Annotated in this window: 24 protein-coding genes and 1 tRNA gene; 12 read left to right on the top strand and 13 right to left on the bottom strand. The window is 64.4% G+C overall.

Translation table 11 applies throughout. The features are described from left to right. Positions 1 to 4: 4 nt before the first annotated feature. From AYB31_RS02725 to AYB31_RS02715, 3 genes are all read left to right on the top strand, one after another. Positions 5 to 81 (top strand) — tRNA-Asp (locus tag AYB31_RS02725). 228 nt (positions 82 to 309) lie between these two features. Further along, on the top strand, positions 310 to 1,017 hold the full coding sequence (locus AYB31_RS02720; protein WP_068825543.1) for an FKBP-type peptidyl-prolyl cis-trans isomerase: 708 nt from the start codon (positions 310 to 312) through the stop codon (positions 1,015 to 1,017). 355 nt (positions 1,018 to 1,372) lie between these two features. Beyond that, a complete protein-coding gene (locus tag AYB31_RS02715; protein ID WP_068825541.1) occupies positions 1,373 to 1,801 on the top strand; it encodes a DUF1232 domain-containing protein in 429 nt (142 codons plus the stop codon). Here AYB31_RS02715 and AYB31_RS02710 read toward each other — a convergent pair. Beyond that, the gene (locus AYB31_RS02710) at positions 1,798 to 2,538 is read right to left on the bottom strand and encodes a substrate-binding periplasmic protein (protein WP_068825539.1); all 741 of its coding nucleotides are present in this window, start codon (positions 2,536 to 2,538) and stop codon (positions 1,798 to 1,800) included. The two genes, AYB31_RS02715 and AYB31_RS02710, sit on opposite strands and share 4 nt — an antisense overlap. A gap of 130 nt (positions 2,539 to 2,668) precedes the next feature. Here AYB31_RS02710 and AYB31_RS02705 point away from each other — a divergent pair, with 130 nt between their 5' ends. From AYB31_RS02705 to AYB31_RS02695, 3 genes are read left to right on the top strand one after another with little or no spacing between them, the layout of a single operon-like run. Beyond that, positions 2,669 to 2,980 (top strand): helix-turn-helix transcriptional regulator, encoded by a 312-nt coding sequence (locus tag AYB31_RS02705; RefSeq protein ID WP_068825537.1) that lies wholly within the window; start codon positions 2,669 to 2,671, stop codon positions 2,978 to 2,980. Next, entirely contained in the window at positions 2,977 to 3,342 is a 366-nt protein-coding gene (locus tag AYB31_RS02700; RefSeq protein ID WP_068825535.1) for a hypothetical protein, read from the top strand. Before AYB31_RS02705 ends, AYB31_RS02700 begins: the two co-directional genes overlap by 4 nt. Then, entirely contained in the window at positions 3,342 to 3,821 is a 480-nt protein-coding gene (locus tag AYB31_RS02695) for a tetratricopeptide repeat protein (RefSeq protein WP_068825533.1), read from the top strand. Before AYB31_RS02700 ends, AYB31_RS02695 begins: the two co-directional genes overlap by 1 nt. Here the strand turns inward: AYB31_RS02695 and AYB31_RS02690 are convergent. Both AYB31_RS02690 and AYB31_RS02685 read right to left on the bottom strand, forming a co-directional pair. After that, the gene (locus AYB31_RS02690; protein WP_068825531.1) at positions 3,805 to 5,565 is read right to left on the bottom strand and encodes a bifunctional diguanylate cyclase/phosphodiesterase; all 1,761 of its coding nucleotides are present in this window, start codon (positions 5,563 to 5,565) and stop codon (positions 3,805 to 3,807) included. The two genes, AYB31_RS02695 and AYB31_RS02690, sit on opposite strands and share 17 nt — an antisense overlap. A 103-nt stretch (positions 5,566 to 5,668) precedes the next feature. Next, positions 5,669 to 7,747, bottom strand: coding sequence for a carboxy terminal-processing peptidase (locus tag AYB31_RS02685; RefSeq protein ID WP_068825529.1), 2,079 nt, complete (start codon positions 7,745 to 7,747; stop codon positions 5,669 to 5,671). Between the two features lie 155 nt (positions 7,748 to 7,902). Here AYB31_RS02685 and AYB31_RS02680 point away from each other — a divergent pair, with 155 nt between their 5' ends. Further along, positions 7,903 to 8,865 carry an NAD(P)H-quinone oxidoreductase gene (locus AYB31_RS02680; protein ID WP_068825527.1) on the top strand — a complete coding sequence of 321 codons (963 nt, stop codon included), beginning with the start codon at positions 7,903 to 7,905 and terminating at the stop codon, positions 8,863 to 8,865. Positions 8,866 to 8,943: 78 nt separating this feature from the next. Here AYB31_RS02680 and AYB31_RS02675 read toward each other — a convergent pair whose 3' ends face one another. The 6 genes from AYB31_RS02675 to AYB31_RS02650 form a co-directional block, all read right to left on the bottom strand. Further along, positions 8,944 to 9,597: an HAD family hydrolase gene (locus tag AYB31_RS02675; protein ID WP_068825525.1), complete on the bottom strand. Its 654-nt coding sequence runs from the start codon at positions 9,595 to 9,597 to the stop codon at positions 8,944 to 8,946. Further along, the gene (locus tag AYB31_RS02670) at positions 9,597 to 10,586 is read right to left on the bottom strand and encodes an ABC transporter ATP-binding protein (RefSeq protein WP_068825523.1); all 990 of its coding nucleotides are present in this window, start codon (positions 10,584 to 10,586) and stop codon (positions 9,597 to 9,599) included. Before AYB31_RS02670 ends, AYB31_RS02675 begins: the two co-directional genes overlap by 1 nt. After that, complete coding sequence (locus AYB31_RS02665; protein ID WP_068825521.1) at positions 10,583 to 11,377, bottom strand: ABC transporter permease; 795 nt, start codon at positions 11,375 to 11,377, stop codon at positions 10,583 to 10,585. The genes AYB31_RS02670 and AYB31_RS02665 overlap by 4 nt, the downstream gene beginning before the upstream one ends. Further along, positions 11,367 to 12,209 (bottom strand): ABC transporter permease, encoded by an 843-nt coding sequence (locus AYB31_RS02660; protein ID WP_068825519.1) that lies wholly within the window; start codon positions 12,207 to 12,209, stop codon positions 11,367 to 11,369. The genes AYB31_RS02665 and AYB31_RS02660 overlap by 11 nt, the downstream gene beginning before the upstream one ends. Further along, a complete protein-coding gene (locus tag AYB31_RS02655; RefSeq protein ID WP_068825517.1) occupies positions 12,206 to 13,012 on the bottom strand; it encodes an alkaline phosphatase family protein in 807 nt (268 codons plus the stop codon). Before AYB31_RS02655 ends, AYB31_RS02660 begins: the two co-directional genes overlap by 4 nt. A gap of 63 nt (positions 13,013 to 13,075) precedes the next feature. Further along, positions 13,076 to 14,131, bottom strand: coding sequence for an ABC transporter substrate-binding protein (locus AYB31_RS02650; protein ID WP_068825515.1), 1,056 nt, complete (start codon positions 14,129 to 14,131; stop codon positions 13,076 to 13,078). A 310-nt stretch (positions 14,132 to 14,441) separates the two neighbouring features. On the opposite strand from AYB31_RS02650, the gene AYB31_RS02645 reads away from it, so the two are divergent. Beyond that, on the top strand, positions 14,442 to 15,158 hold the full coding sequence (locus AYB31_RS02645; RefSeq protein ID WP_068825513.1) for a UTRA domain-containing protein: 717 nt from the start codon (positions 14,442 to 14,444) through the stop codon (positions 15,156 to 15,158). 15 nt (positions 15,159 to 15,173) lie between these two features. Here the strand turns inward: AYB31_RS02645 and AYB31_RS02640 are convergent, their stop codons facing one another. Together AYB31_RS02640 and AYB31_RS02635 are read right to left on the bottom strand one after the other, a co-directional pair. After that, entirely contained in the window at positions 15,174 to 17,540 is a 2,367-nt protein-coding gene (locus AYB31_RS02640; protein WP_068825511.1) for a heavy metal translocating P-type ATPase, read from the bottom strand. 75 nt (positions 17,541 to 17,615) lie between these two features. Further along, positions 17,616 to 17,960 carry a hypothetical protein gene (locus AYB31_RS02635; protein WP_153020631.1) on the bottom strand — a complete coding sequence of 115 codons (345 nt, stop codon included), beginning with the start codon at positions 17,958 to 17,960 and terminating at the stop codon, positions 17,616 to 17,618. A 244-nt stretch (positions 17,961 to 18,204) separates the two neighbouring features. On the opposite strand from AYB31_RS02635, the gene AYB31_RS02630 reads away from it, so the two are divergent. Further along, complete coding sequence (locus AYB31_RS02630) at positions 18,205 to 18,402, top strand: heavy-metal-associated domain-containing protein (RefSeq protein ID WP_068825509.1); 198 nt, start codon at positions 18,205 to 18,207, stop codon at positions 18,400 to 18,402. A 49-nt stretch (positions 18,403 to 18,451) separates the two neighbouring features. Here the strand turns inward: AYB31_RS02630 and AYB31_RS02625 are convergent, their stop codons facing one another. Continuing rightward, positions 18,452 to 19,084, bottom strand: coding sequence for a TetR family transcriptional regulator (locus tag AYB31_RS02625; RefSeq protein ID WP_068825507.1), 633 nt, complete (start codon positions 19,082 to 19,084; stop codon positions 18,452 to 18,454). 245 nt (positions 19,085 to 19,329) lie between these two features. On the opposite strand from AYB31_RS02625, the gene AYB31_RS02620 reads away from it, so the two are divergent. From AYB31_RS02620 to AYB31_RS02610, 3 genes are all read left to right on the top strand, one after another. Further along, on the top strand, positions 19,330 to 20,385 hold the full coding sequence (locus AYB31_RS02620; RefSeq protein WP_153020628.1) for an efflux RND transporter periplasmic adaptor subunit: 1,056 nt from the start codon (positions 19,330 to 19,332) through the stop codon (positions 20,383 to 20,385). Positions 20,386 to 20,397: 12 nt separating this feature from the next. Beyond that, positions 20,398 to 23,529 (top strand): efflux RND transporter permease subunit, encoded by a 3,132-nt coding sequence (locus AYB31_RS02615; RefSeq protein WP_068825505.1) that lies wholly within the window; start codon positions 20,398 to 20,400, stop codon positions 23,527 to 23,529. Between the two features lie 152 nt (positions 23,530 to 23,681). Then, on the top strand, positions 23,682 to 24,869 hold the full coding sequence (locus AYB31_RS02610; RefSeq protein ID WP_068825503.1) for a multidrug effflux MFS transporter: 1,188 nt from the start codon (positions 23,682 to 23,684) through the stop codon (positions 24,867 to 24,869). Between the two features lie 5 nt (positions 24,870 to 24,874). Here the strand turns inward: AYB31_RS02610 and AYB31_RS02605 are convergent, their stop codons facing one another. Beyond that, positions 24,875 to 25,063, bottom strand: coding sequence for a hypothetical protein (locus AYB31_RS02605; RefSeq protein ID WP_068825501.1), 189 nt, complete (start codon positions 25,061 to 25,063; stop codon positions 24,875 to 24,877). Between the last annotated feature and the right edge of the window lie 7 nt (positions 25,064 to 25,070).

Below are 25,070 nucleotides of genomic sequence, written 5' to 3'. Positions count from 1 at the left end.
ACGCGCAGCGGTAGTTCAGTCGGTTAGAATACCGGCCTGTCACGCCGGGGGTCGCGGGTTCGAGTCCCGTCCGCTGCGCCATATATAAGCCTTGGTTAGACTGAAGACCAAGACTGGAAGAAACGACCGAAAGGTCGTTTTTTTTTGCCTGCGATTTTATCCATGCCGCTGCCGCAAGGGCATTCATGGCCCGCATGGGCTGAACTAATCGGCTTTCCATCGCTCCTAATGTGCCGTAGCCAGTGCTTGTCGCAGGCTGCTAAGCTCGCGCTCTCTCTTTCGCCCCTCGCGGCATAACAAGGAACAAGCATGAAACAACATCGTCTTGCGGCGGCGGTTGCCCTGGTCGGCCTGGTTCTGGCCGGCTGCGATGCGCAGACCAGCGAAGTGGAACTGAAGACTCCTGCGCAGAAGGCCTCTTATGGTATCGGTCTGAACATGGGCAAGAGCCTGTCCCAGGAAGGCCTGGATGACCTGGACTCCAAGGCTGTGGCCCTGGGTATCGAGGACGCCATCGGCAAGAAAGAGCAGAAGCTCAAGGATGACGAGCTGTCCGAGGCCTTCGCCTTCCTGCAGAAGCGCGCCGAGGAGCGCATGGCCAAGCTCAATGAGGAATCGGCCGCTGCCGGCAAGAAATTCCTCGAAGAAAACGGCAAGAAGGAAGGCGTGGTCACCACCGCTTCCGGCCTGCAATACGAAATCATCAAGAAAGCCGACGGCGCCCAGCCCAAGGCCACCGACGTAGTGACCGTTCACTACGAAGGCAAGCTCACCGATGGCAGCGTGTTCGACAGCTCCATCGAGCGTGGCAGCCCGATCGATCTGCCGGTCAGCGGCGTGATCCCAGGTTGGGTCGAAGGTCTGCAGCTGATGCATGTCGGCGAGAAGTACAAGCTGTACATCCCCAGCGAACTGGCCTACGGCGCACAGAGCCCGAGCCCGGCGATCCCGGCCAACTCGGTGCTGGTGTTCGACCTGGAACTGCTGGCGATCAAGGACCCGGCTGCCGCCCAATAACACGGCTTACCGGTCACCAACGCCCCGCTTGTCGGGGCGTTTTCGTTGGTGCCGGATTTATCGACGACTCGCCGGTCTGATCGGGGTAGGAGGTGGGGCTGGTGTTACGCTTATGCACATTCCGTCGGTTACTCTTCTTGTCACGACTGTTACGGTTTTCATGCGCAACGCCCATATCATAAATATCTGATTTATATGGATTTTTGTTCCTGGATAAAAAATGTCCGATCTGTAGGTAGGCCCCGTGGCATGGGCATTTGCTGCTGTTGTGATGGAACTGTTCACAGGGTTATCCACAGCATTGGTGGATAACCCGAAGCGGCCCAGCAATGGTGCGGTATTGGTGGAGGCGACGATGAATTTTCCCGGAATTGGCAGTCGTTACCTACGTCTGGCGCAGCGTGTATTGAGTCGCGGGCGGCTACCGGCGCTGCTGCTCTCTGTCAGCCGAAAGAGCGCAAGCAGCGAACGCTTCGCCCGCCTGCGTGACGACCTGCAGCAGCTGCAGGGGTTGTGTGCGGCCTGGTGGCGTGGTGAGTATCGCGCCATCAGTGCCCAGGCCTTGCTAGCGGTGGTGGCGGCTCTGGTGTACTTCCTGATGCCGCTGGACGCGGTGCCGGACTGGTTGCTGGGTGTCGGTTTGCTCGACGACCTGGCTGTACTGGCCTGGGTGCTGCGTACCTGGGAGGGTGAGTTGCAGGCCTATGCCTCCTGGCGGGAGCGACAAACGCCGCAGGAGCTGGCGCGTATCGAGGCATTGCCGCAGGAAGGTGCTGGAGGTTAGTCGCTTTCGCGGGCGGCCTGCTCCAGGAGGGTATCGATCTCCCCGCGCTCGCGTAGCTTCAGTAGCACCTGGTCGAGCTGCTCTGCGGCGACTTCCAGGTGTGGGCCGTAGGCGCAGTGCATCCAGTAACGTTGCACGACCCAGGTGCTGAAGCGCACCGGTAGTTCGGGATTGCGAGCCAGGCGGTAAGTCAGCGTGCGACGCATGTCGATCAGCGCATCCAGGCGCCGCAGGCTGAGCATGTGCAGGCGAGTGTCGAGGTCGCGAAAGTCCTTGCGCTGCACACTGCCATCGGCGAAAGCGGCCATCAGCGGCGGGCTGTAGACGAAGCCCAGGCTGGTGCCCAGGGTTCTACCGTGCAGGCTGGCAAGGTCGGTGAAGGCAGGCGGTTGCGTGTGCTGCAGCAGGGCGTCTTCCTCCTGATACAGTGGCGCGGACCAGTGCAGGCGGTTTGCCTGGCTCATCCATTCGGGATTGGCATTGCAGATCACCTGGATGCGGCCGTCCTGCAGGAAGCCTTCGAGGCGATTGTTCGGTGTCTCGATGAAGCGTACCGGCATGGCGAGTTCGCGACCGACTCGTTCACCCAGCAGGCGGGTAAAGCCGCCGGTCAGCTGCTGTTCGCGGACCGCCACGTAGGGCATGCCGTCCAATGGGCCGAACCCCCACAACAGGTCTGCGCTGGCATGCTGCCCCCAAGTGAGCAGGAGCCCGATAAGAGCAGTGCGTATCGCCATCCTGATGCGGCCTCCCGACTCTTGTCTGCGGAGTCAGTATAGGTCACGCTTGCCCCATAACCGGGCTGTTACCATGGGGCCTGCAAGGGAAGCGCCGAGCCTGTCGGCGCTGTGTTTCACGGAGTGCTGTATGAGTGTGCAAGTGATCATGCGCGAGGGTGCGCCGGAGTACGCGGTGCTGCCCTGGGCCGAATACCAGACCCTGCTGCAGGCGGCTGGCCAGGCACCTGTCGCAGACCGCGCGGGAGTCTCCGCGCGGTTCAGTCAGTTGAGCGAGTTGCGCGAAGCCAAGGGCATGTCCCAGGCCGACCTGGCACGTGCCGTGGGTATCAGCCCGCACTATCTGGGCCTGTTCGAGAGCGGTGAGCGCGAGCCTGATGGTGCGATCCTGCGTTCACTGGGGCGAGTGCTGGAAGTGGCTGACTGGGAGCAGTCGTCTTGAGCGTGCGAATCCATCGGCAGCATTGGCAGGCCCTGCTCGGCGAGCTGGAGCATGCCCGTCGTCAACGCCACCTGCTGACCTACCGGGCATTGATCGAGCGATTGCAGCTGCCGACGCCCGCGATGCAGACCCTGACCGCCGCCCTGGAGCACCTGGCGGCCCTCGATGCGCGCGCCGAGCGGCCGTTGCGCAGTGCTCTGGTCATCAGTCAGGGCGCCAGCCGCCTGCCGCGTACCGGTTTCTTCGAGTGCGTGACGCGGCTCGGGCGCTTCACCGGTCCTTCCGACGGTATCGCCGCGGCCTCATGGCATGCTGCCGAGGTCGCGCGGGTATTCGAATTCAGCTACCCCGAGGAGCCCTGATGCTCTGGCGTCTGCGTGCCCGCCTGGGCTACTGGGTGGCGCGGCGGATGTTCCATTGGCGCTGGCTGCTGCAGCAACCGCGTGCCTGGGGCTGGATGCAGGGGCAGTTTGCACGCATGGCCGCGCTGGGCGATGTGCCGGCACAGAGCTTCTATGGTCATATCCTGCTGTTTCGCGGTCAGGGCTTGGGGGCGCGAGAGGAAGGTTTGCGCCTGTTGCGCCAGGCTGCCGAGGGTGGGGATGGCAAGGCGGCCTATCAGGTCGGCGTACAGGCGTTGACCGGCGACAGTCGCCAGGCGCCCGACGCTTTGACTGCCGCACGTTGGTGGGCACTGGCTGCCGACGCCGGACATCCTTTGGCGGCGCAGCGCCTGGCCCAACTCTATCGCGAGGGTGGGCCGGGGCTGGAGGTCGATGCCGGCCTGGCCGAGCAGTATGAGCGACGTGCCGAGCGGCTTGGTATCAGGCCGACAGGCTGAGGGTGTCGAGTATGTGCAGGCTGTAGCCCGGCACGGCCTTGGCGTGACGCTTGGCTTCCGAGGCCAGCCCGGCCAGTTGGCTGGCGTCCAGCTGCTGGCAGCTCTGTGGATGCAAGTGCACCACGCCAACCGAAAGCGACAGCAGCGGAAACTCCTCGCGTTTGCCCTGGCGATTGTGGCTGACGAAGCAGCCGGCTTGCAGGTGTTCCTCGCGGTAGAAGCGTCGGCACTGCGCCTGGAAGTCTTCCAGTAGTTGATTGAGGCGCTTGCGCCAGTCGTGCGAACCCAGCACCAGAAGAAAGTCGTCGCCGCCGATATGGCCGACGAAGTCGCGGCTGGGGTCGACCCGCTCGTTCAGGCACTGTGCCAGGCATAGCAGCACCTCGTCGCCCTTGGCGTAGCCGTAGAGGTCGTTGAACGGCTTGAAGCTGTCGATATCCACGTAGCAGACCACGGCTTCGCGACCTTGCTGCAGCAGCCGGGCAAGGCATTGCTGGATCGGTACGTTGCCCGGCAGCAGGGTCAGCGGGTTGGCGTGGCGGGCCTGCTGGATCTTCAGCTCGGTAATCAGTTTGAGCACATCGATCACCCGGCCCAGGCCGCGGTAGCGGCCCTGCTGAATAATGATGAAGTCTTCCTCCATGCGCTGGCGGGCGCGGCTGGTAAGCAGGCGGCTGACCTGCTGCAGCGACTGGCCGATATCCACGGCGAGGAAGTCCTCGCTCATCAGTCGGCTGATCGGCTTGCGCGCGAACAGGTCGGTGGCGAAAGGCTTGAGCAGGGCATCCGACAACGAGTGGCGGTGCACGATGCCCACCGGCTGCTGCTGTTCGTCGAGCACGGCCAGGGAGTTGAGGTTGGCCTGGGCGCGAAAGGCTTCCAGCACCACGGCGATAGCGGTGTCCTGGGGGACTGCCTGCTGTTCGTTGAGCAGGGCGGAGAGGTCGCTGCTGTCTTCCCCCAGTGCGGGCGCCAGATGATCCAGGCGCGGCAGCAGTTTCTGCGCATCTCGCGGCGGCTGCTCCTGGGGGCGGCAGAGCAGGTAGCCCTGCACCAGGTCGACACCCATCTCGATCAGCGTGGAGAGTTCTTCGGCCAGCTCGATGCCTTCGGCTATCACCTGGGCGCGCGAAGCGCGGGCCATTTTCAGGATGGAGTCGACGAATTCACGCTTGACCGCATCCTGATGAATGCCATCGATGAAGTGACGGTCGATTTTCACGTAGTCAGGGCGCAGCTCGGACCACAGGCGCAGGCTGGAATAACCGGCACCGAGGTCGTCCAGGGCAATGGAGAAGCCCATGGCGCGGTAGTGGTGCAGGGCGGTGTCGAGCAGGGTGAAGTCATCGATCGGCGCCTGCTCGGTGAGTTCGATTACCACCTGGTCGGGCGGAATGCCGTAGTCCTGCAGCAGTTTCAGGGTGCGGCCTGGCTGATGGCTAGGCTCCAGCAGCGATTCCGGCGATACGTTGAGAAACAGCTTGCCGTTGAGGTTCTGTTCGCGAAAGCGCCGGCAGGCGCTCTTGCGGGCCTGCAGCTCAAGCTCGCTCAGGCGGCCAGCGTTACGGGCCACGCTGAACAGGGCGATGGGGGCGTGCAGAGGGCTGTTCGACGGGCCGCGAGTCAGGGCCTCGTAGCCGAGGATGCGCCGCTCGGACAGGCTGACGATGGGTTGGAACAGGCTGTGAAGGTCGCCGTGAGCGAGGATGGATTCCAGGGCGCTCAACTGCTCGGTGACGGTCATGAGGTGTCTCGATCTGCCGGAAAAGAAAAGGGCCGGTATCGCTACCGGCCCTTATTTCACGACAGTTCAATGACTGTTTGATGACGCCTTGCGTGGCGTGCCGTCAATGCTTGGCCAGGGTTGCCTCCAGGCCCAGGTAGTCGATCAGGATGCGTCCGCTCTCGGCCAGGTAAGCGTCGTCTTCCGGCTTGGTCTTCTCCGGCTCGACCGGGGCGGCATCCTCGTCTTCCGCTTTGATCTCCTTGAGCAGCTCCTCGCCCTTGGCCTTGCGCTTGGCATTCTCCAGGGCCAGCTGGCGCTTCTCGATATCGGCGTGCTGAGCGCGGCGTTTGGCCTCGTTGAGGCTGACGCTGGTCTCGGCCATCAGTTGCTGGGACAGGGCCAGGCGATCACGGGTAAAGACGAAGTCCGGATTGCTCGCGGTACGCGAATCGTGGCGCGCCTTAAGTTCGGCCAGGAAGGGCTTGTAGGGATTGCTGTCGGGGCTCACCGCCGCCTTGATGCTGTCCCAGGGCATGGCTTCGGGCAGGGCGCTCTCGCCGATTTCCTTGGTGTCGACGATATCCGGGTAGGCGATATCCGGCAGTACCCCCTGGTGCTGGGTGCTCTGCCCGGAAACCCGGTAGAACTTGGCCAGGGTCAGTTTCAGCTCGCCGTGGTTGAGCGGCTGGATGGTCTGCACCGTGCCCTTGCCGAAGGTCTGGCCGCCGAGAATCAGCGCGCGGTGGTAGTCCTGCATGGCACCGGCGAAGATTTCCGAGGCAGAGGCGGACAGGCGGTCTACCAGCACGGCCATCGGGCCGTTGTAGAACACACCGGGCTCTTCGTCGGCGAGCACGTCGACGCGGCCGTCGCTGTTGCGTACCAGCACGGTGGGGCCCTGGTCGATGAACAGGCCGGTCAGCTCGGTAGCCTCCTGCAGGGAGCCACCGCCGTTGTCGCGCAGGTCGATGACCACGCCGTCGACCTGTTCCTTCTTCAGTTCGCCGAGCAGGCGTTTCACGTCGCGGGTGGTGCTCTTGTAGTTCGGGTCCTGGGCGCGATAGGCCTTGAAGTCGAGGTAGAAGGCTGGAACCTTGATCACCCCGAGCTTGTACTCACGACCCTCGTGCTGCAGCTTCAGCACCGATTTCTGTGCGGCCTGCTCCTCGAGCTTGACCGCTTCGCGGACGATGGTCACCACCTTGCTGGTCTGGTCGCTCGGCGCGTTGGTCGCCGGGATCACTTCCAGGCGCACTTTGGAGCCTTTCGGGCCGCGAATCAGTTTGACCACTTCGTCCAGGCGCCAGCCGATCACGTCGACCATTTCCTTGTCGCCCTGGGCGACGCCGATGATCTTGTCGGCCGGAGCGATCAGCTTGCTCTTCTCTGCCGGGCCGGCCGGTACCAGGCGCACGACCTTGACGTACTCGTTGTCGTTCTGCAGCACGGCGCCGATGCCTTCCAGCGACAGGCTCATGTTGATGTCGAAGTTCTCCGCGTTGTCCGGGGAGAGGTAGTTGGTGTGCGGATCGTAGGTCTGCGCGAAGGCGTTGATGTAGGCCTGGAACACATCCTCGCCACGGGTCTGGGCCAGGCGCTTGCGCTGGTTGTGGTAGCGCTTGAGCAGCAGCTCCTGGATGTCCTTGGGCGCCTTGCCGGCGATCTTCAGGCGTAACACTTCATCCTTGACCCGCTTGCGCCAAAGGTCATCCAGTTCGGCGTTGTCCTTGGCCCAAGGCGCATCTTTGCGATCGACCAGCAGGCTTTCGTCGATGCTGAAATCGAAGGCGTCGACTCCCTTCTGCAGCAGGGCTTCGACATAGTCGAGGCGTTCTTCGGAGCGCTGCAGGTAGGTGCGGTAGATGAGGAAGCCGGGTTCCAAGTCGCCGCTCTTGAGCAGATCATCGAAGCGCTTGCTCCAGCGGTCGAACTTCTCGATGTCGCCGGCGGTGAAATAGCTGCGTGCCGGGTCGAGCATCTTCAGGTAGCCCTCGTAGACTTTCTCCGAGCGGGCATCGTCCAGCGGGGGCTTGTTGTAGTGGTGGCGCTTGAGCAGCTCGACCACGTTGAGGCTGGCAATCACCTGTTCGCGATCCGGTTGCAGGTAGGCCCAGTTCTCGGCGGCGGCCTTGGCCGCGGCGGGCAGGCTGTGCAGGCCGATAAGCAGAGCGAGGGCGGTGGCGGGAAGAAAACGCTGCATAGTGGTTCGACGCGAAGGCTGGTGATAACGCATATTAGGCCGTCTAGTAGGGCGCCGGTTCCGTTGGAGCCGAGCGGCAAAATGCAAAAACCCAGCGCTGGACGACGCAAGCCGCATGCCGTCTACGCCGGGGTCTCATTCACTATGGAGGCAGCATGAAGGCATTGCAAGGCGTCGAGGGGCAGTTGGAGTGGGTGGAACGGGAGCTTCCTGGCTGTGATGTGGGCCAGGTCCGCATTCGTGTTGCGGCGGCTGGATTGAATCGTGCCGACCTGCTGCAGCGTGCCGGCCATTACCCGCCACCGCCGGGGGCCAGTGACACGCTGGGCCTGGAGTGCTCGGGCGTGGTGGTCGAGGCCGGTGCCGGCAGCCAGTGGCAGGTCGGCGAGCGGGTGTGCGCCCTGTTGGCGGGCGGTGGTATGGCCGAGGAGGTGCTGGTCGACGCGCGCCACGCGTTGCCGGTGCCGGAAGGCGTTTCCCTGGTCGAGGCGGCCGCGTTGCCCGAGGTGTATGCCACCGCCTGGCTCAACCTGTTCCAGCTGGCCGCGCTCAAGCCGGGCGAGAAGGTGCTGTTGCATGCCGGTGCCAGCGGCGTGGGCTCTGCGGCCATCCAGTTGTGCAAGGCCTTCGGCAACCCCTGCTGGGTCAGCGTCGGCTCGGCCGAGCGCCTGGCCTATTGCGAGGCTTTGGGCGCCCAGGGCGGTGCCATCCGCGGCGAGGAGCTGGAAAGCCTGCGCGACTTCGGTCCTTACGATGCGATCCTCGACCCGGTAGGCGCCAGCTATGCCGAGTTCAACCTGCAGTTGCTGGCGCTCGACGGGCGCTGGGTATGCATTGGTCTGATGGGTGGCAGCAAGGCGCCGCTGGACATGGCGCAACTGCTGGGCAAACGCGCCCGTTTGATCGGTTCGACCCTGCGCAACCGCGACGAACAGTTCAAGGCCGAGTTGCTGGCCGACCTGCAGCATCATGTCTGGCCGCTGTTCGCCGAGGGCCGGCTCAAACCGCAACTGGAACAGGCCTACGCGGCGAAGGATGCAGAAGCGGCTTTCGCCGCGCTGGCCAGCAACCAGGTCAATGGCAAGCTGGTGTTGCTGCTCGACGAAAGCCTGAGTTGAGGGTGATCTGGCCAGAACTGGGTTCTGCCCGCGAAGCAGTGCCGTGCGCCGGCGTCGCGAGCAGAGCGCGCTCCTGGTTTACTTCCAGCTGAGGATCTCCCAGCCATGCTGCTCGGCATGGGCCCTGAGCGTCGCGTCGGGGTTGACCGCATGAGGGTGCGGTACCTGTTGCAGCAGCGGCAGGTCGTTGCGCGAGTCCGAGTAGAAGTGCGCCGCGGCCAGCGTCTCGCCCTGCTCGGCGAGCCAGGCCTGCAGGCGGGTGACCTTGCCCTCGCGGTAGGTCAGCACGCCTTGGGTCCTGCCGCTGTAGCAGCCGTGTTGCAGTTCGCAGTCGATGGCCAGCACCTCGTCTATTCCCAGACGCTCGGCGATGGCGCTGACCAGGAAATGCGCCGAGGCGGAGATCACCAGCAGGCGGTCGCCGGCGGCGCGATGGCTGGCCAGGCAACGCATGGCGTCGGAATAGATGATCGGTTCGATGGCGTCCTCGACGAAGGGGCCGACGATGAATTCGACCTCTTCCGGGGTACGCCCGACCAGCGGTGACAGGGTGAAGGCCATGTAGTCCTCCATGGCCAGCTCGCCTCTGGAGTAGAGCGTCATCAGCTCCTGTTCGCGGGCGAGGAAACTGTCAGCATCCACCCACTGGATGGCGGCCATATGCTGCGCCCACAGCGAGGCGCAGTCACCGTGGATCAGGGTCTCGTCGAGGTCGAAGATCGCCAGGGCCATCACGCCACCTCCCGGATCGCGTCGTGGTCTATGGTCAGGCCGATGCACTGGCCTTTGCCGATCAGCGCGCCTTCGCTGCGGTTGAGGACATCGACCAGCAGCTCCACACCGTTGGCCGACACCCTGTAGCGCACCACGTTGCCGAGCAGGCTGTGACCGAGCACTTCGGCGGCAATGGCGCCACTGTCGTGCAGCTGGATGGCTTCCGGGCGAATGGCGATGCGCTTGTGCACCGGGCGTAGCAGCAGGCGGCTGGCGGCGTCGGCGTCGAGCAGGTTGTAGTTGCCGATGAAACCGGCCGCGAAGGCATCCACCGGAGAGGTATAGAGGGTCTCGGCATCGCCGCTCTGGACGATCTTACCGGCGTTCATAAGGAAGATGCGGTCGCTCATGGTCAGCGCTTCTTCCTGGTCGTGGGTGACGAAGATGGTGGTCAGGCCCAGCTCCTGCTGGATGGCGCGGATCTGCTCGCGCAGGTGCTTGCGGATGCGCGCGTCGAGCGCCGACAGCGGCTCGTCGAGCAGCAGCAGGCGCGGGCGGGTGACCAGCGAGCGAGCCAGCGCCACACGCTGGCACTGGCCGCCGGAAAGTTGGTGCGGGTAGCGCGCGGCGAAGTCGCCCAGTTCCACCAGGCGCAGCACTTCGGCGACCTGCTGCGCGGTCTCGTCCTTGCCGACCTTCTGCATGCGCAGGCCGAAGGCGACGTTCTGCTGCACGGTCATGTTGGGGAACAGCGCGTAACTCTGGAACACCATGCCAATGCCGCGTTTCTGTGGTGCCTGTGGCACCAGGTCTTCTTCGCCGAGCAGGATCTGTCCGCCATCCACTTCGGTGAGGCCGGCGATGCAGCGCAGCAGGGTGGACTTGCCGCAGCCGGAGGGGCCGAGCAGGGTGACGAACTCGCCCTGGGCGATCTCGCAGTTGATGTCGCTGAAGATCGAGGTGCTGCCGTAGCTTTTGTGCAGATTGCGAATGGAGAGGTAACTCATGCCTTGTCCTTATTCAGGCGGGTTGCCGCCCAGGTGAAGACCAGTACGAAGAAGAAGTAGGAGATGACCAGTGCGCTGTTGAAGTGGCCGCTGCTGTTGCGCATGTTGTTCAGGTAAACCTGCAGGGTCTCGTAGCGGGTGCCGACCAGCAGGTTGGCGAACACGAACTCACCGAACAGGAAACTGAAGGAGAGGAACAGCGACACCATCAAGCCGTTGCGCAGGTTGGGCAGCACCACCAGAAAGGCGGCCTTCCAGGTGCTGGCGCCGAGCAGGTGGGCGGCGTCCATCAGGTCGCGCAGGTTGATCGCCTGCAGGTTGTTGGTGATGGCCCGGTACATGAACGGCAGCGCCACGGTGAAGTAGCAGCCGATCAGGATCCACGGCGTGCCGACCATCGCCAGCGGGCCGGAGCCGTACACCTGCAACAGGCCCACCGAGGACACCACCGGTGGTACGGCAAACGGCAGCAGGATGAGGATATTCATCAGCGCGTCGAGCCTGGGGAAGTGGTAGTGCACCACGAACAGCAGCGGCAGGATCAGCACTATCGCCAGCAGCAGTGCACCGAAGCACACCAGCAGCGACTGACCGAAGGCGGCGAGAAAGCGGCTGTCGCTCCACAGCGCCAGATACCACTTGAGCGTCAGGCCATCCGGCAGGATGGTCGCCGACCAGCTGGTGGAGATGGAGTAGAGAAAGGTCGCGGCCAGTGGCAGCAGCAGGATCAGGAACAGTAGCCAGACCACCACGCGGTGGTAGAGGGCAGCGGGTCGGGCTTCAGCGCGCATCGTGGTAACTCCTGCGCAGCAGCCACTGGTGGACTGCAGTGATTAGCGCCATCAGGCCGACCAGGACCATGGCCAGGGCGCTGGCCAGGTTGGGGTCTAGGCTGATGTCGCCAGCCACCAGGCCGGCGATGCGGATCGGCATCACGTTGAAATTGCCGGTGGTCAGGTAGTACACCGTGGCGTAGGCGCCCAGGGCGTTGGCCAGCAGGATGACGAAGGTGCCGAGCAGCGCCGGGGTCAGCACCGGCAGGCCGATATGGCGCCAGAAGTCCAAGGTACCTGCGCCGAGCAGCTGGGCCGACTCGCGCCAGTCCTCGCGCAGGGCATCGAAGGCGGGGTAGAGCAGCAGCACGCCGAGGGGAATCTGGAAGTAGGTGTAGAGCACGATCAGCCCGGCCTTGGAGTAGAGGTTGAAGTCCTCGATCAGCCCGGCCTGTTTGAGCAGCAGGGTCAGCGCACCATTGAAGCCGAGCAGGATGATGAAGGCGAAGGCCAGCGGCACGCCGGCGAAGTTGCTGGTCATGTTGGAGAAGGCCATGACGAAGTCGCGCAGCTTCGAGTCCACCTGGTGCAGCGAATAGCTGCCGAGGATGGCGATGATGATGCCGAACAGGCTCGACCAGAAGGCGATCTGCAGGCTGTGCTTGATCGCCTGCAGGTAGAACTTGGAGGCGAAGATCTTGCTGAAGTTACCCAGGCTCCAGGCGTCACCGACAATCAGGCTGTTGATGGCGACCCACAACAGCGGGGCGATCTGGAAGGCGAAGAAGAAGACGGCAAAGGGCAGCAGGCACAACAGGGCCAACCATTTGCCGCGTAGTGCGACTGTCACTTGAGCAGTTCCTTGCACAGGGGTTTGTCGTGGGCCACGCCGAGCAGGGTGCAGACGGTGCCGCATAGCTCGGTCTGCCGTGGGCGGGCGTGCGGGTCGAGGCTGAAGGCTTCGCCCAATACCAGCAGTGGTACCTCGCGCTCTTCGGCCAGCAGGCCGTTGTGCGAGCGGTCGTTGTTCATGCCGTGGTCGGCGGTCACCAGCACCTGATAACCGGCATCCAGCCAGCCCTGCAGATAGTCGGCGAGGATGACGTCGGCCATGCGCGCGCTGTTGCGATATTGCGGTGAGTCGAGGCCGTGCTTGTGCCCGGCGTCGTCGATGTTCATCGGGTGCACCAGCAGAAAATCCGGTGTATGCGCCAGGCGCAGGCTTTCGGCATCGGCGAACAGGTGCGAGTCCGGATAGTGGTCGACGTAATAGAAGTGACCATGCTGGATCGGCAGCGCCGCGTCGTGGGTGTGGCGGTCGCGGGCGGCGACGAAGGGCGCGCGGTTATACAGCTCGCTCATCCAGTGATAGGCCGCCGCAGCGGTGGTCAGATCGGCCTCGCGGGCATAGTGGAAGATGCTGCGTTCCTTGGACAGGCGCACCACATCGTTATGCACCACGCCGCTGTCGATCGGCGTCACGCCGGTCATGATGCATTCGTAGAGCGGCCGCGACAGTGCGGGCAGCTCGCATTCGAGCTTGTACAGCATGGCGCGGCCGGCGCCGCAGTAAGCTTGCAGATGGCCCAGGGCATGCCGGGCGACCTCGTAGTTGAGGCCATCCAGGACCACCAGAATGACTTTGTGCTTCATCGAGTTTCTCCAGAGGCATCCGAGGGCGAGTCCAGTGACGGGGCTCGCCCTCGGAAGTACCGCTTACTGCATTTCGATGATCACGTTTTCCTGCCACAGCTGCGGCAGGGCCTTGGAGGTGGCTTCCCAGGCGGCGGCATCCTTGATCGGCTGGACCTTGGCGTACTGCTCGTTGGGCAGCAGCTTGGCCTGCACCTCGGCCGGCAGGGTCAGGTGCTCGGCGCGGATCGGCCGGGCGTTGCCCTTGGCCAGGTTGATCTGGCCGGCGTCGCTGAGGATGTACTCGCGCGCCAGCTTGGCCGCGTTCGGGTGCTTGGCGTACTTGTTGATCACGGTGGTGTAGCCGGAGATCACCGAGCCATCGGACGGGATCAGTACCTCGAAACGGCTCGGGTCGATCTGGTCGCGGTAGCTCAGACCGTTGAAGTCCCACACCACGCCGACTTCCACTTCGCCTTTCTCCAGGGTCTGGATGGTCGGGTTGGACAGCGACAGGCGGCCCTGCTTGGCGATGTCGGCGAAGAAGTCCAGTCCCGGCTGGATGTTCTTCTCGTCGCCGCCGTTGGCGATGGCTGCAGCCAGTACACCGTTGACCGCCTGGGCGGCGGCGCTGACATCACCGATGGCGACCTTGTATTTGCCCTGCTTCAGTTCGGCCCAGGACTTGGGCGGCTGCTTGACCAGTTGCTTGTTGACGATGAAGGCGATGGAGCCGGTGTAGGCCAGCATCCAGTGGCCGTCCTGATCCTTGGCCCAGGCCGGGATCTGCTCCCAGGTGCTCGGCTTGTAGGGCTGGGTCACGCCTTTCTGTACGGCAATGGGGCCGAAGGCCGCGCCGACGTCACCGATATCGGCGGTGGCGTTGTCTTTCTCGGCATCGAACTTGGCGATTTCCTGGGCCGAGCTCATGTCGGTGTCCATGTGCTTGAGGCCATACAGCTTGCCCAGGTCGACCCAGGTGTCTTTCCAGTTGGCCCAGCTGTCGGGCATGCCGACGCTGTTCACTTCGCCCTCGGCGCGGGCGGCTTGTTCCAGTGCTTTCAAGTCGTCGCTGGCCATGGCCTGGTTGCCCAGAACAATGGCCGATCCCATCAGTGAAGCCAGCAGCAGGCGTTTCATGTGGAGCTCCTTGTCAGATGAACGGTTGGTCTAGATCAGCAAGACCCAGGCCAAATCTAGAGGCCTTTTGTGACGCTTTTATGGCGAGTGAGCGGCGATCTTCATCCGGCGCACCGCGCAGGAAAGCGTAGACCATGGCTAAGTAACTGATTTACCTGATTTGTGCCGATAACCATGGCACGCGGCATGCAGGTATGTGGACAGCCGCTGGAGTTGTCATCTATCAGTCATATAGGCTGCCTAGCATGGCGCCACTGCCCAGCGGCCATGCACCTTCCTGGTGCTGGTCTATTCCAGAATGGAGAAATGCATGCGCGAAGAAGCGCCTCGCACCGTCACCGCCATCTGCCGTGCGCTACAGGAGCAGATTGACCATGGCCTGCTGCCGCAAGGCGGCAAGCTACCGGCTGAGCGCAAGCTCAGCGAGCTGTTCGAAACCACGCGCATCACCCTGCGCGAGGCGCTCGGGCAACTGGAGTCGGAGGGACTGATCTATCGCGAGGAACGACGTGGCTGGTTCGTTTCACCGCGGCGGCTGGACTACAACCCGCTGGTGCGCAGCCACTTCCATGCCATGGTCCGCGAGCAGGGGCGGGTACCGTCCACCGAGGTATTGAGTGCGCGACTGATGCCGGCGCCAGTGGATATCTGTGCGCGTCTGGGCTTGCCGGCGTTATCGGCGGTACAGCAGATTCGTCGGGTGCGGCGTATCGACAGTCGTCTGGTGCTGTATGTCGAGCATTACCTGAACCCGGCCTATTTCCCCGGCATCCTCGATAACGACCTGACCGCCTCGCTGACCGAGATGTACGAGAGCCAGTACGGCATTCATTACGGGCGCGTGGCCTTCGACATACTGCCGACGGCCCTGCCTGCCGACGCCGCAGCCAACCTGAAGGCGGCACCGGGTAGCCCGGCGCTGTGCATTACCCGCGTCAATCGCGACCAGCATGGACGGATCATTGACTGCGACGTGGAATACTGGCGCCACGACGCGGTGCGGGTGCGTGTCGAGGTGCCGGAGTGAAGATGGTTCACCCAATTACTGTTCTGGCTTCCAGGTATTCAGCAGCAGGGCATTGCTCACCACGCTGACGCTGGACAGCGCCATGGCGGCGCCGGCGACCATGGGGTTGAGCAGGCCGGCTGCGGCCAGTGGGATGCCCACGAGGTTGTAGACGAAGGCCCAGAACAGGTTTTGCTGGATCTTGCGCCAGGTGCGGTGGCTGATTTCCAGGGCGGCCGGTACCAGACGCGGGTCGCCGCGCATCAGGGTGATGCCGGCAGCATGCATGGCCACATCGGTGCCACCGCCCATGGCGATGCCGACATCGGCGGCGGCCAGGGCCGGGGCGTCGTTGATGCCATCACCGACCATGGCTACGTGCGTGCCGTCTTGTTTCAGCGCGGCGATGTGCGCGGCCTTGTCCGCTGGCAGCACCTGGGCGTGCACCTGATCGATGCCCAGGGCGCGGCCGACTGCGTTGGCACTGCCGGCGTTGTCGCCGCTGATCAGGTGGCATTCGATGCCACGTCGGTGCAGCTCGGCGATGGCCGGTTGCGCGCCTTCCTTGAGGCTGTCGCCGAAGGCCAGCAGGCCCATTACCTGCGGCTGCGGCTGCAGTTGCAGCAACCAGGACAGGGTGCGGCCCTCGGCTTCCCAGGTCGTGGCGTTTTCCTGCAGGTCGCTGCTCAGGCTCAATTCATCGAGCAGGCGCTGGTTGCCCAGGGCCAGCACCTGGCCTTCCACCTCGCCACGTATACCGCGGCCAGCCAGCACCTGACTGGCCGTTACGGCCGGCAGGGTGATGGTGCGTTCCTCGACGGCCTTGAGTACGGTATGCGCCAGCGGGTGCTCGCTGGCCTGTTGCAGGGCGCCGGCCAGGCGCAGCAGCTCGGTTTCTTCGCCACCCATGGTGGCCAGATGGACGATGCGCGGTTGGCCGGAGGTGAGGGTGCCGGTCTTGTCGAAGGCCACCACCGAGACTTGCTGGGCCAGTTCCAGGGCTTCGGCATCCTTGATCAGAATGCCGTGGCGCGCGGCCACACCGGTGCCGGCCATGATCGCCGCCGGCGTGGCCAGGCCGAGGGCGCAGGGGCAGGCGATGACCAGCACCGCCACGGCATTGATCAGTGCCTGTTCCAGGCCGGCGCCGGCCAGCAGCCAGCCACCCAGGGTGGCGAGGGCGATCAGCAGCACGACCGGGACGAACACCGCGCTGATGCGGTCTACCAGCTTCTGGATCGGTGCCTTGGCGGCCTGGGCGTCCTCCACCAGGCGAATGATGCGCGCCAGCACGCTTTCTCCACCCAGGGCTGTGGCGCGCACGATCAGCCGGCCTTCGCCGTTGATGGCGCCGCCGATCACCGGATCGCCCGGCCCCTTGCTCAGTGGCAGGCTTTCGCCGCTGATCAGCGCCTCGTCGGCCTGGCTGTGGCCTTCGAGCACTTCGCCGTCTACCGGGAAGCGTTCGCCGGGGCGCACGACGACTTGATCGCCCAGTTGCAGGGCGGTAATGGCGACGCTTTCTTCGTGGCCGTCGATCAGCCGTGTGGCCTGTTCCGGGCGCAATGCTTCGAGGGCGCGGATGGCGGCGCCGGTCTGGCGCTTGGCGCGGCTCTCCAGGTACTTGCCTAATAGCACCAGGGCGATGACCACGGCCGAGGCCTCGAAATACAGGTGTGGCGGATGCTCACCCGCACTGGCCCACAGGTACAGGCTCAGTCCATAGCCGGCGCTGGTGCCGAGGGCCACCAGCAGGTCCATGTTGCCGCTGCCGGCGCGTATGGCCTTCCAGGCGGCCTTGTAGAAGCGCGCGCCGAGGACGAACTGCACCGGCGTGGCCAGGGCGAACTGCACCCAGGGCGGCAGCATCCAGTGCAGGCCGGCCCATTCGGCGAACATCGGCAGCATCAGGGGCGCTGCCAGCAGCAGGGCGAGGAACAGGTGCAGGCGCTCCCTCTGCAGCCCGCTGTCCGCGCGTTTGTCGGTGCTAACCAGGCTGGCCTGGTAGCCGGCCTGCTCCACGGCGGCGAGCAGGGCGTTGCTGGCCGTGCCCTGCAAGAGTTCGACATGGGCCCGCTCGCTGGCCAGGTTGACGCTGACGCTGCGCACGCCCGCCACCTTGCTCAGGGCGCGCTCGATGCGGCCGACGCAGCTGGCGCAGGTCATGCCGCTGATGGACAGTTCCAGGCGCTGCAGCGGCACCGAGTAACCGGCGTGGTCGACGGCGGCCAGCAGTTCGTCGAGGCGCTCGCGCGGCGCCGTTACCCGGGCCTGTTCGCTGGCCAGGTTGACGCTGCTCTGCTGCACCTCGGGCACCTGGCGCAGGGCGCGCTCGACGCGTCCGGCACAGCTGGCGCAGGTCATGCCGCGAATGGGGATGTCGAAGGTCTGCAGATTGCTCATCGGGACGACTCCAATGGATATGCCCCTAGGATCAACCTTGCCGCCTGGGTAAGGTCAAGCGGTGCGATGCCGCACTCAGTAATTCAGCGGCGCCGGGATCAGGCGTATGCCGTTGGCGTCCATGGCGATGCGGTACTTCAGCACCTCGCCGGTATTGATGTGCAGGGTCTGGCTGCGCAGCTGCTCGAAGCGCGGCTGACAGGCGCCACCGCCGAGCTGGCCGAGACGCACCTGAACCTCACCCGGCGGCAGGTTGAGCGTCACCGACTGGCCCTGGTACAAGCGCGCCGCCAGGTTGCCCTGCAGGTACAGGCCGATGTCGCAGGGGGTGGAGACTTCCAGGCGCTCGCGCGACACCGTCAGCACGCCGTAGTCGATGGGCGCCGACAGGGTCATGGGCGCCAGCGGTATCGGCGCCATCTGCACCGGATTGGTGGGTGCGGCGGGTGGCTCCGGCACCATTTCGTCGGCCAGAGCGGGCAGGCACAACAGGCAGAGCAGGGCGGGTAATAGGCGCATGCGGCAATCTCCGAGTCTCCCAGCAGCTTGGTCCAGGCCGGCGCGCAGGACAAGTCGCGGGCTTGACCTTGCCATCGTGGCAGGCCTGAGGCTGGTTGCAGAGCCCGTTGGAGGCTCACTGTCACCCGAGCAAGAGGTACACACCATGCATGTTCTGAAAGTTTCCGGCATGTCCTGCGGCCACTGCGTACGCGCCATCACCCGTGCGCTGCAGGCTGGCGACCCGGCGGCGCAGGTACAGATCGACCTCGGCGCCGGCGAGGTTCAGGTTGAGGGGCGGCAGAGCCTGGAGGCCTTGCTGCAGGCCATTCGCGACAAGGGCTACGAGGCCGACGCGGCTTGATAGCCCTTGGGGTCACCTTGTCCTGGGGTGCCCCTGTGCGCCAGCCCTGCTAAGAGGTTGGCGGCTGCCACTCGCGCAACAGGCCATGCAGTTGCGCATCGATCAGCGGGCCGGTGTCGGCGAGCGGGTCGAACAGGCTCGGGTCACGGGTCCAGTCGGTGAACAGGCCGACGATCAGCGCGTGCAGTGCCCGTGCGGCCAGGCGCGGCGTCATGCCGGGTCGCAGGCGCGCCAGGTTGTGCGGCTGGGCCAACAGGTTCTCCACCAGAGCGATGAACTGGTTGATGAACGCGTCGTGGCGTTCCTTGGCTTCGCGCAATTCATCGGTGAATTCGCAGCGATGCAGCAGCACGGTGAAGATGCGCCGCCGCTGCTCGTCGCGGGCCAGGTTCTCGATAGCTTCCACACACAGCTCGCGCAAGGCCAGCAGCGAGTCACCGTCCGTGCAGTCGCCCAAGCGCTCGGCCATCTGCTCCGGGGGCAGGCGCACCTGGTTGAGCATGCTGTGAAACAGGTGGGCCTTGCTTTCGAAGTGCCAGTACACGGCGCCGCGGGTGACGCCGGCGGCGCGCGCGATCTGCTCCAGGCTAGTGTGGGCGACGCCCTTTTCCAGAAACAGCTGCTCGGCGGCCGCGAGGATGGCGACGCGAGTCTGTTCGGCTTGCTCTTTGGTTCTGCGCATGTTGAGTCGTGGGTTTCGGGCTAGGCTCTGTGCTGGGGAACGCAGTGTAGCGATATTTGCGCCACACTTTGGTTTACAGACATTTGTGTATGTAATTAGCATTGCACCTTTCCGGGCAATTGCCCGATCCGAAGTCACGGAGACGACACATGCTTGCGCGCCAGCTTCCATTCGCCCTCGGAACTCTAGCTCTCGGGCTGCTGTTTGGTTCTTCATTGCAGGCGGCAGAGCCCGGTGCGCAGCAGATGCCGCCGCCCGAGGTGGTGGTTGAGGAAGCCAAGACCGAAACCGTGCCGCTGGAGCTGGAGTATGCGGCACGTACTGCCGGCTACCGTGAGGTACAGGTGCGCGCCCAGGTCAGCGGCATCCTGCAGGAGCGCACCTATCAGGAAGGCAGCCAGGTCAAGCAGGGCCAGGTGCTGTTCCGCATCGACCCACGTCCCTATGAGGCCGCGCTGGGGCGGGCCAAGGGCGCCCTGGCTCAGGAACAGGCGCGCTACCGGCAGACCGAGCGCGATCTCAAGCGTATCCGCGAGCTGCAGAAGAAGGGCTTTGCCAGTGAGAGCGAGCTGGACAATGCCATCTCCAACTTCGAGCAGAGCAAGGCCAATATCGAGGCGGCCAAGGCCGAGGTGCAGGCCAAGCAGATCGACCTCGACTACACCACGGTGAAGGCGCCGATCTCCGGCATCACCAGCAAGGAAACGGTGTCCGAGGGCAGCCTGATGGTGGCCGGCGATCCCAATGCCAGCCTGCTGACCCAGATCACCCAGCTCGACCCCATCTACGTCAACTTCGCCGCCGCGGACCGCGATGTGGAGCGCGTCCGCGCCGGCCTGCTGAGCGGCAACCTGCTGCGCGAGGGGTACCACGCCAGCGCGGTGATCAAGTTCGGCGACGGCAGCACTTATCCGCTGGAAGGCAAGGTGGACTTCACCGACAGCCTGGTCGACCGCAGCACCGGTACCGTCAGTGCCCGTGCCGTGGTGCCCAACCCGGAACAGAGCCTGCTGCCCGGCCAGTTCGTGCGCGTGCTGATCAAGGGCATCAACAAGCCCAACGCCATCACCGTGCCGGAGCGGGCCGTCTCGCAGAGCCCCAATGGCACCTTCGTGTTCATCGTCGATGATCAGGGCCTGGCGCGCATGCGCCCGGTGACCACTGCGCAGACTTCTGGCGGCCGCTGGGTCGTGGACAGCGGCCTCTCCGCTGGTGACCGGGTGATAGTCGAAGGACTGCCCAAGGTGCATGCCGATGCCCCGGTGAAGATAGTGGACAAGCCTGCCGCCGCGCAGCAATAAGGAGCGCCGCCAGTGATCTCCAAGTTCTTCATCGACCGGCCGGTGTTCGCCGCAGTCATTTCCATCGTCATCATCCTGGCCGGCCTGTCGGCGATGCGCGCCTTGCCCATCGCCCAGTACCCGCAGATCCTGCCGCCGCAGGTCTCGGTCACCGCCAGCTATCCAGGTGCCAGTGCTCAGGTCATCGCCGAAACCGTGGCCGCGCCGCTGGAGCAGCAGATCAACGGCGTCGAGGGCATGATCTACCAGCTGTCCAACTCGGCCAGCAGCGGCAGCATGAGTCTGTCGGTGTACTTCGAGGTGGGTCGCGACCCGGATCAGGCCACCATCGATGTCAACAACCGGGTGCAGGCCGCCCTGGCCAAGCTGCCCGAAGAGGTACGCCGACAGGGAGTGAAGGTGGAGAAGAAGTCCTCGGACATTCTCCAGGTGATCACCTTGTATTCGCCGGACGGTTCCAAGGACCCGGTATTCATCTCCAACTATGCGTTGATCAACGTGATCGACGAGCTCAAGCGTATTCCCGGCGTCGGTGATGCCCGTCAGTTCGGCTCCAAGGATTACTCGATGCGTATCTGGCTGCGGCCGGACAAGCTGGCGCAGTACGATCTGACCCCCACCGACGTGGTCAACGCCATCCGTGAGCAGAACTCGCAATTTGCCGCCGGCAGTTTCGGTCAGCAACCGCTGCAGACACCGCAGGACTTCACCTACACGGTGACCACCCAGGGTCGCTTCAAGGATCCCAAAGAGTTCGAGAACGTCATCCTGCGCTCCGACCCGACGGGTGCCAGCCTGCTGCTCAAGGACGTGGCCCGCATCGAGCTGGGCGCGCAGGACTACTCCCTGGTCACCTCGCTCAACGGCCAGCAGAACGCCGCGTTCGGTATCTACCTGCAGCCCGGCGCCAACGCCCTGGACACCGCCGAGGCGGTGGTCACCACCATGGAACGGCTGGCCAAGCGCTTCCCGGAAGGCATCACCTACAAGATCCCCTACGACACCACCAAGTTCGTCGAGGTCTCCATCGAGGAGGTGATCCACACCTTCTTCGAGGCCCTGTTGCTGGTGGTGCTGGTGGTATACATCTTCCTGCAGAACTGGCGCGCCACGCTGATTCCGGTGCTGGCCATTCCGGTGTCGCTGGTCGGCACCTTCGCCGGCATGTACGCCCTGGGCTTCTCGATCAACCTGCTGAGCCTGTTCGGCATGGTGCTGGCCATCGGCATCGTGGTCGACGACGCCATCGTGGTGATCGAGAACGTCGAGCGGGTCATGCGCACCAAGAAACTCAGCGCGCGTGAGGCGGCGATCGAGGCCATGGAGGAGGTGACTGGGCCGATCATCGCCATCGTCCTGGTGCTGTGTGCCGTGTTCGTCCCGGTGGGCTTCCTCGGTGGTCTGGCGGGTGAGATGTACAAGCAGTTCGCGATCACCATCGCCGTCTCCGTGGTGATCTCCGGTATCGTCGCCCTGACCTTGTCGCCGGCGTTGTGCGCCCTGCTGCTGAAGGAGGATCACAGCGAGCCGGCCGCGCCCTTCCGTCTGTTCAACCGTTTTTTCGAACGCATGACCGACGGCTATGGCGCCGGTGTGGCGTTCTTCCTCAAGCGCTCGGCGGTTGGTCTGCTGCTGTTCGGTGGCATGATCGGCCTGATGGTGCTGCTGTTCGCGCGGGTACCAGGCTCGCTGGTGCCGGACGAGGATCAGGGCTATGTGATCAATGCCTACTTCCTGCCGCCAGCCGCTTCGGTCAATCGTACCGACGCCTTGACCCACGATTTCACCGAGAAGCTGATGAAGCACCCGGCGGTGGAGGATGTGGTGACCTTCGCCGGTTTCGACGTACTCACCTTCGGTAACCGCACCAATGCCGGCGTGTCCTTCGTACCCCTCAAGGACTGGTCGGAGCGCACCACACCTGAACTCGATGCGCGCAACCTGACCCGCGAATTCATGGGCATGGGCATGACGGAGAAAGACGGCGTGGTGATGAGCTTCAACCCGCCGCCGATTACCGGCATGAGTACCACCGGCGGTTTCGAGGGTTACATCCAGGATCGTGCCGGCGGCAGCGTCCAGCAACTGGCGGAGAAGGTGCGGGCGTTTACCGAGGCGGCGAGCAAACGCCCGGAGCTGGCGGGGGTGCAGAGCACCTTCAGTGCCAACGTGCCGCAGTACTACATCGATCTCGACCGCACCAAGGCTCGCGCTCTGGATGTCTCGATCAGCGATGTGTTCACCGCCATGCAGTCGACCTTCGGCAGTTACTACGTCAACGACTTCACCCTGTTCGGACGTACCTGGCAGGTGAGCCTGCAGTCGGAGTCGGAATTCCGGCGCAAGCCGGAGGACCTGTCCCAGGTCTACGTGCGCGCCAGCGGTGGCGATCTGGTGCCGCTGACCTCCCTGATCAAGGTGCGGCGTATCCTCGGCCCGGACACCTATGCGCGTTTCAACGTCTACCCGGCGGCCAAGATTCTCGGCGGCCCGGCAAAAGGCTACAGCTCCGGCCAGGCTCTGGCGGCCATGCAGGAAGTCGCCGACGAGGTGCTCGGCAGTGACTACAGCCTGGGCTGGATCGGCTCCGCCTATCAGGAAGTGGCGACCCAGGGTTCGGGCAGTACGGCGTTCATATTCGGCCTGATCATGGTGTTCCTGATTCTCGCCGCCCAGTACGAGCGCTGGACCCTGCCGCTGGCGGTGGTCACCGCGGTGCCGTTCGCCGTGTTCGGCGCAATTCTCGCGGTGTGGCTGCGCGGCATCCAGAACGACGTGTACTTCCAGGTCGGCCTGGTGACCCTGATCGGTCTGGCGGCGAAGAATGCCATCCTCATCGTCGAGTTCGCCGTGATGCTGCGCGCCGAGGGCAAGGGTATCTTCGATTCGGCCTTCGAGGCGGCCAAGCTGCGTTTCCGGCCGATCGTGATGACTTCGCTGGCCTTCATCCTCGGCTGCGTGCCGCTGGCCATCAGTACCGGCGCCGGCTCTGCCAGCCGCCACTCGATCGGCACCGGGGTGATCGGCGGCATGCTGGCCGCGACCCTGCTGGCCACCTTCATGATCCCGATGTTCTACCTGCTGGTGGAATCCCTGGGCGAGAAGCTGGGCAGGAAGAAGGGCAAGGCCGTGGAGCCGCATTGATCGGCCGGCCAGGTGAGTCGCCGTACCAGAGTTGCAGTTGCAAGCACCGGGCGCCTGTAGGTTCCTTACGAAAAGTCGCCGAGCGCAGGCGTTTTCGTACAGGGCCTTGGGCGCCCTTGGTTTTCCGGGGTACGCCCCACAGTGGATGAGTCATGAGCTTTCGTATTCTGTTGATCCTTGGCGCCCTCAGTGCTTTCGGGCCCATGGCGATCGATTTCTACCTGCCGAGCTTTCCGGCTCTGGCCAGGGCCTTTGCGACCGATGTCGAGCATGTCCAGCTGTCGCTGGCGTCCTACTTCGCCGGCGTCGCGCTCGGTCAGCTGATCTATGGCCCATTGGCCGATCGCTTCGGCCGGCGCAAGCCGCTGCTGGTCGGGGTGACGCTGTTCGTCCTGGCGTCGCTGGCCTGTGCATTGGCGCAGAGTCTGGAGTGGCTGATCGTTGCGCGCTTCGTGCAGGCGCTGGGTGGCTGTGCCGGCATGGTCATCTCGCGGGCAGTGGTTCGCGACCTGTGCGACCCGCTGGCTTCGGCCAAGGCGTTCTCCAAGCTGATGCTGGTCATGGGCGTGGCGCCGATTCTGGCGCCCCTGGGCGGCGGCATCCTGCTGCGCCTGTTCGGCTGGGAGTCGATCTTCCACGGCCTGATGCTGTTCGGTGCCTTGTGCCTGTTCGGCGTGCTGCTGTGGTTGCCGGAAACGCGCTCGCCCGCGCTGCCGGTGCAACCCCTGAGTGGCGCCCTGGGCCGCTACTGGGGCCTGCTGCGCGACCCGTTGCTGATCGGCCACGGCCTGACCGGGGGCGTGGCCATGGCCGGCATGTTCGCCTACATCTCCGGCTCGCCCTTTGTCTTCATCGAGCTGTATGGGGTGTCGGCGGAGAACTACGGCTGGCTGTTCGGCATGAATGCCGCCGGTTTTATCCTCACCGCCCAGTTCAATGGCTGGCTGCTGCGCCACCATGGCCCCGGGTACTGGCTCAAGCGCACGGTCTGGGTCTACCTGAGCGCGGCACTGGGACTGCTGCTGGTGGCCATGGCGCAACCGGCGCAGCTGTGGCCGCTGCTGCTGCCGCTGTTCGTATGCATGGCCAGCCTATCGTGCATCCTGCCCAATGCCTCGGCCTGTGCCATGGCCGGGCAGGGCGCCCAGGCCGGCAGTGCCTCGGCGCTGATGGGTTCGCTGCAGTTCTGTGTGGCGGCGGGAGCTTCGATCCTGGTCGGTGTGCTGCACGACGGTACGGCACGGCCGATGGCGCTGGTCATCATGTTGTGCGGCGTGTTGACCGTGGTGCTGGCGTTCTTCACCGCCCGGCATGCGCGCAAGTTGTCGCTGGAGTTCTGAGCCGCTCAGCTGGCGCTGCGTATCGCCGGTATGCCGCGCCAGGGCAGGGGATGTGGGGCCTTCAGGCGCGCCTCCAGGACGCGCACGAAGTCCTGCGCTTCGGCTTCGCTGCGAAAGCTGACGCCATGTTGATCCATGCAGACCTGCCAGCGGGTGCCGTTGGCGGTTTTCAGGGGGCGGATGTGGATGTCCATCGCTGCT

The sequence above is a fragment of the Pseudomonas sp. BMS12 genome (assembly GCF_001592875.1).
In the GTDB taxonomy this organism is placed as follows: domain Bacteria; phylum Pseudomonadota; class Gammaproteobacteria; order Pseudomonadales; family Pseudomonadaceae; genus Aquipseudomonas.
Note: the sequence above shows the minus strand (reverse complement) of the source record. Positions and strands in the feature narration are given on the sequence as shown.

Coding starts and splice junctions, on each gene's coding strand:
- AYB31_RS02720 (WP_068825543.1), top strand. CDS start 310: ATGAAACAACATCGTCTTGCGGCGGCGGTTGCCCTGGTCGGCCTGGTT.
- AYB31_RS02715 (WP_068825541.1), top strand. CDS start 1,373: ATGAATTTTCCCGGAATTGGCAGTCGTTACCTACGTCTGGCGCAGCGT.
- AYB31_RS02710 (WP_068825539.1), bottom strand. CDS start 2,538: ATGGCGATACGCACTGCTCTTATCGGGCTCCTGCTCACTTGGGGGCAG.
- AYB31_RS02705 (WP_068825537.1), top strand. CDS start 2,669: ATGAGTGTGCAAGTGATCATGCGCGAGGGTGCGCCGGAGTACGCGGTG.
- AYB31_RS02695 (WP_068825533.1), top strand. CDS start 3,342: ATGCTCTGGCGTCTGCGTGCCCGCCTGGGCTACTGGGTGGCGCGGCGG.
- AYB31_RS02690 (WP_068825531.1), bottom strand. CDS start 5,565: ATGACCGTCACCGAGCAGTTGAGCGCCCTGGAATCCATCCTCGCTCAC.
- AYB31_RS02685 (WP_068825529.1), bottom strand. CDS start 7,747: ATGCAGCGTTTTCTTCCCGCCACCGCCCTCGCTCTGCTTATCGGCCTG.
- AYB31_RS02680 (WP_068825527.1), top strand. CDS start 7,903: ATGAAGGCATTGCAAGGCGTCGAGGGGCAGTTGGAGTGGGTGGAACGG.
- AYB31_RS02675 (WP_068825525.1), bottom strand. CDS start 9,597: ATGGCCCTGGCGATCTTCGACCTCGACGAGACCCTGATCCACGGTGAC.
- AYB31_RS02670 (WP_068825523.1), bottom strand. CDS start 10,586: ATGAGTTACCTCTCCATTCGCAATCTGCACAAAAGCTACGGCAGCACC.
- AYB31_RS02665 (WP_068825521.1), bottom strand. CDS start 11,377: ATGCGCGCTGAAGCCCGACCCGCTGCCCTCTACCACCGCGTGGTGGTC.
- AYB31_RS02655 (WP_068825517.1), bottom strand. CDS start 13,012: ATGAAGCACAAAGTCATTCTGGTGGTCCTGGATGGCCTCAACTACGAG.
- AYB31_RS02650 (WP_068825515.1), bottom strand. CDS start 14,131: ATGAAACGCCTGCTGCTGGCTTCACTGATGGGATCGGCCATTGTTCTG.
- AYB31_RS02645 (WP_068825513.1), top strand. CDS start 14,442: ATGCGCGAAGAAGCGCCTCGCACCGTCACCGCCATCTGCCGTGCGCTA.
- AYB31_RS02640 (WP_068825511.1), bottom strand. CDS start 17,540: ATGAGCAATCTGCAGACCTTCGACATCCCCATTCGCGGCATGACCTGC.
- AYB31_RS02635 (WP_153020631.1), bottom strand. CDS start 17,960: ATGGCGCCGATACCGCTGGCGCCCATGACCCTGTCGGCGCCCATCGAC.
- AYB31_RS02630 (WP_068825509.1), top strand. CDS start 18,205: ATGCATGTTCTGAAAGTTTCCGGCATGTCCTGCGGCCACTGCGTACGC.
- AYB31_RS02625 (WP_068825507.1), bottom strand. CDS start 19,084: ATGCGCAGAACCAAAGAGCAAGCCGAACAGACTCGCGTCGCCATCCTC.
- AYB31_RS02620 (WP_153020628.1), top strand. CDS start 19,330: ATGCCGCCGCCCGAGGTGGTGGTTGAGGAAGCCAAGACCGAAACCGTG.
- AYB31_RS02610 (WP_068825503.1), top strand. CDS start 23,682: ATGAGCTTTCGTATTCTGTTGATCCTTGGCGCCCTCAGTGCTTTCGGG.
- AYB31_RS02605 (WP_068825501.1), bottom strand. CDS start 25,063: ATGGACATCCACATCCGCCCCCTGAAAACCGCCAACGGCACCCGCTGG.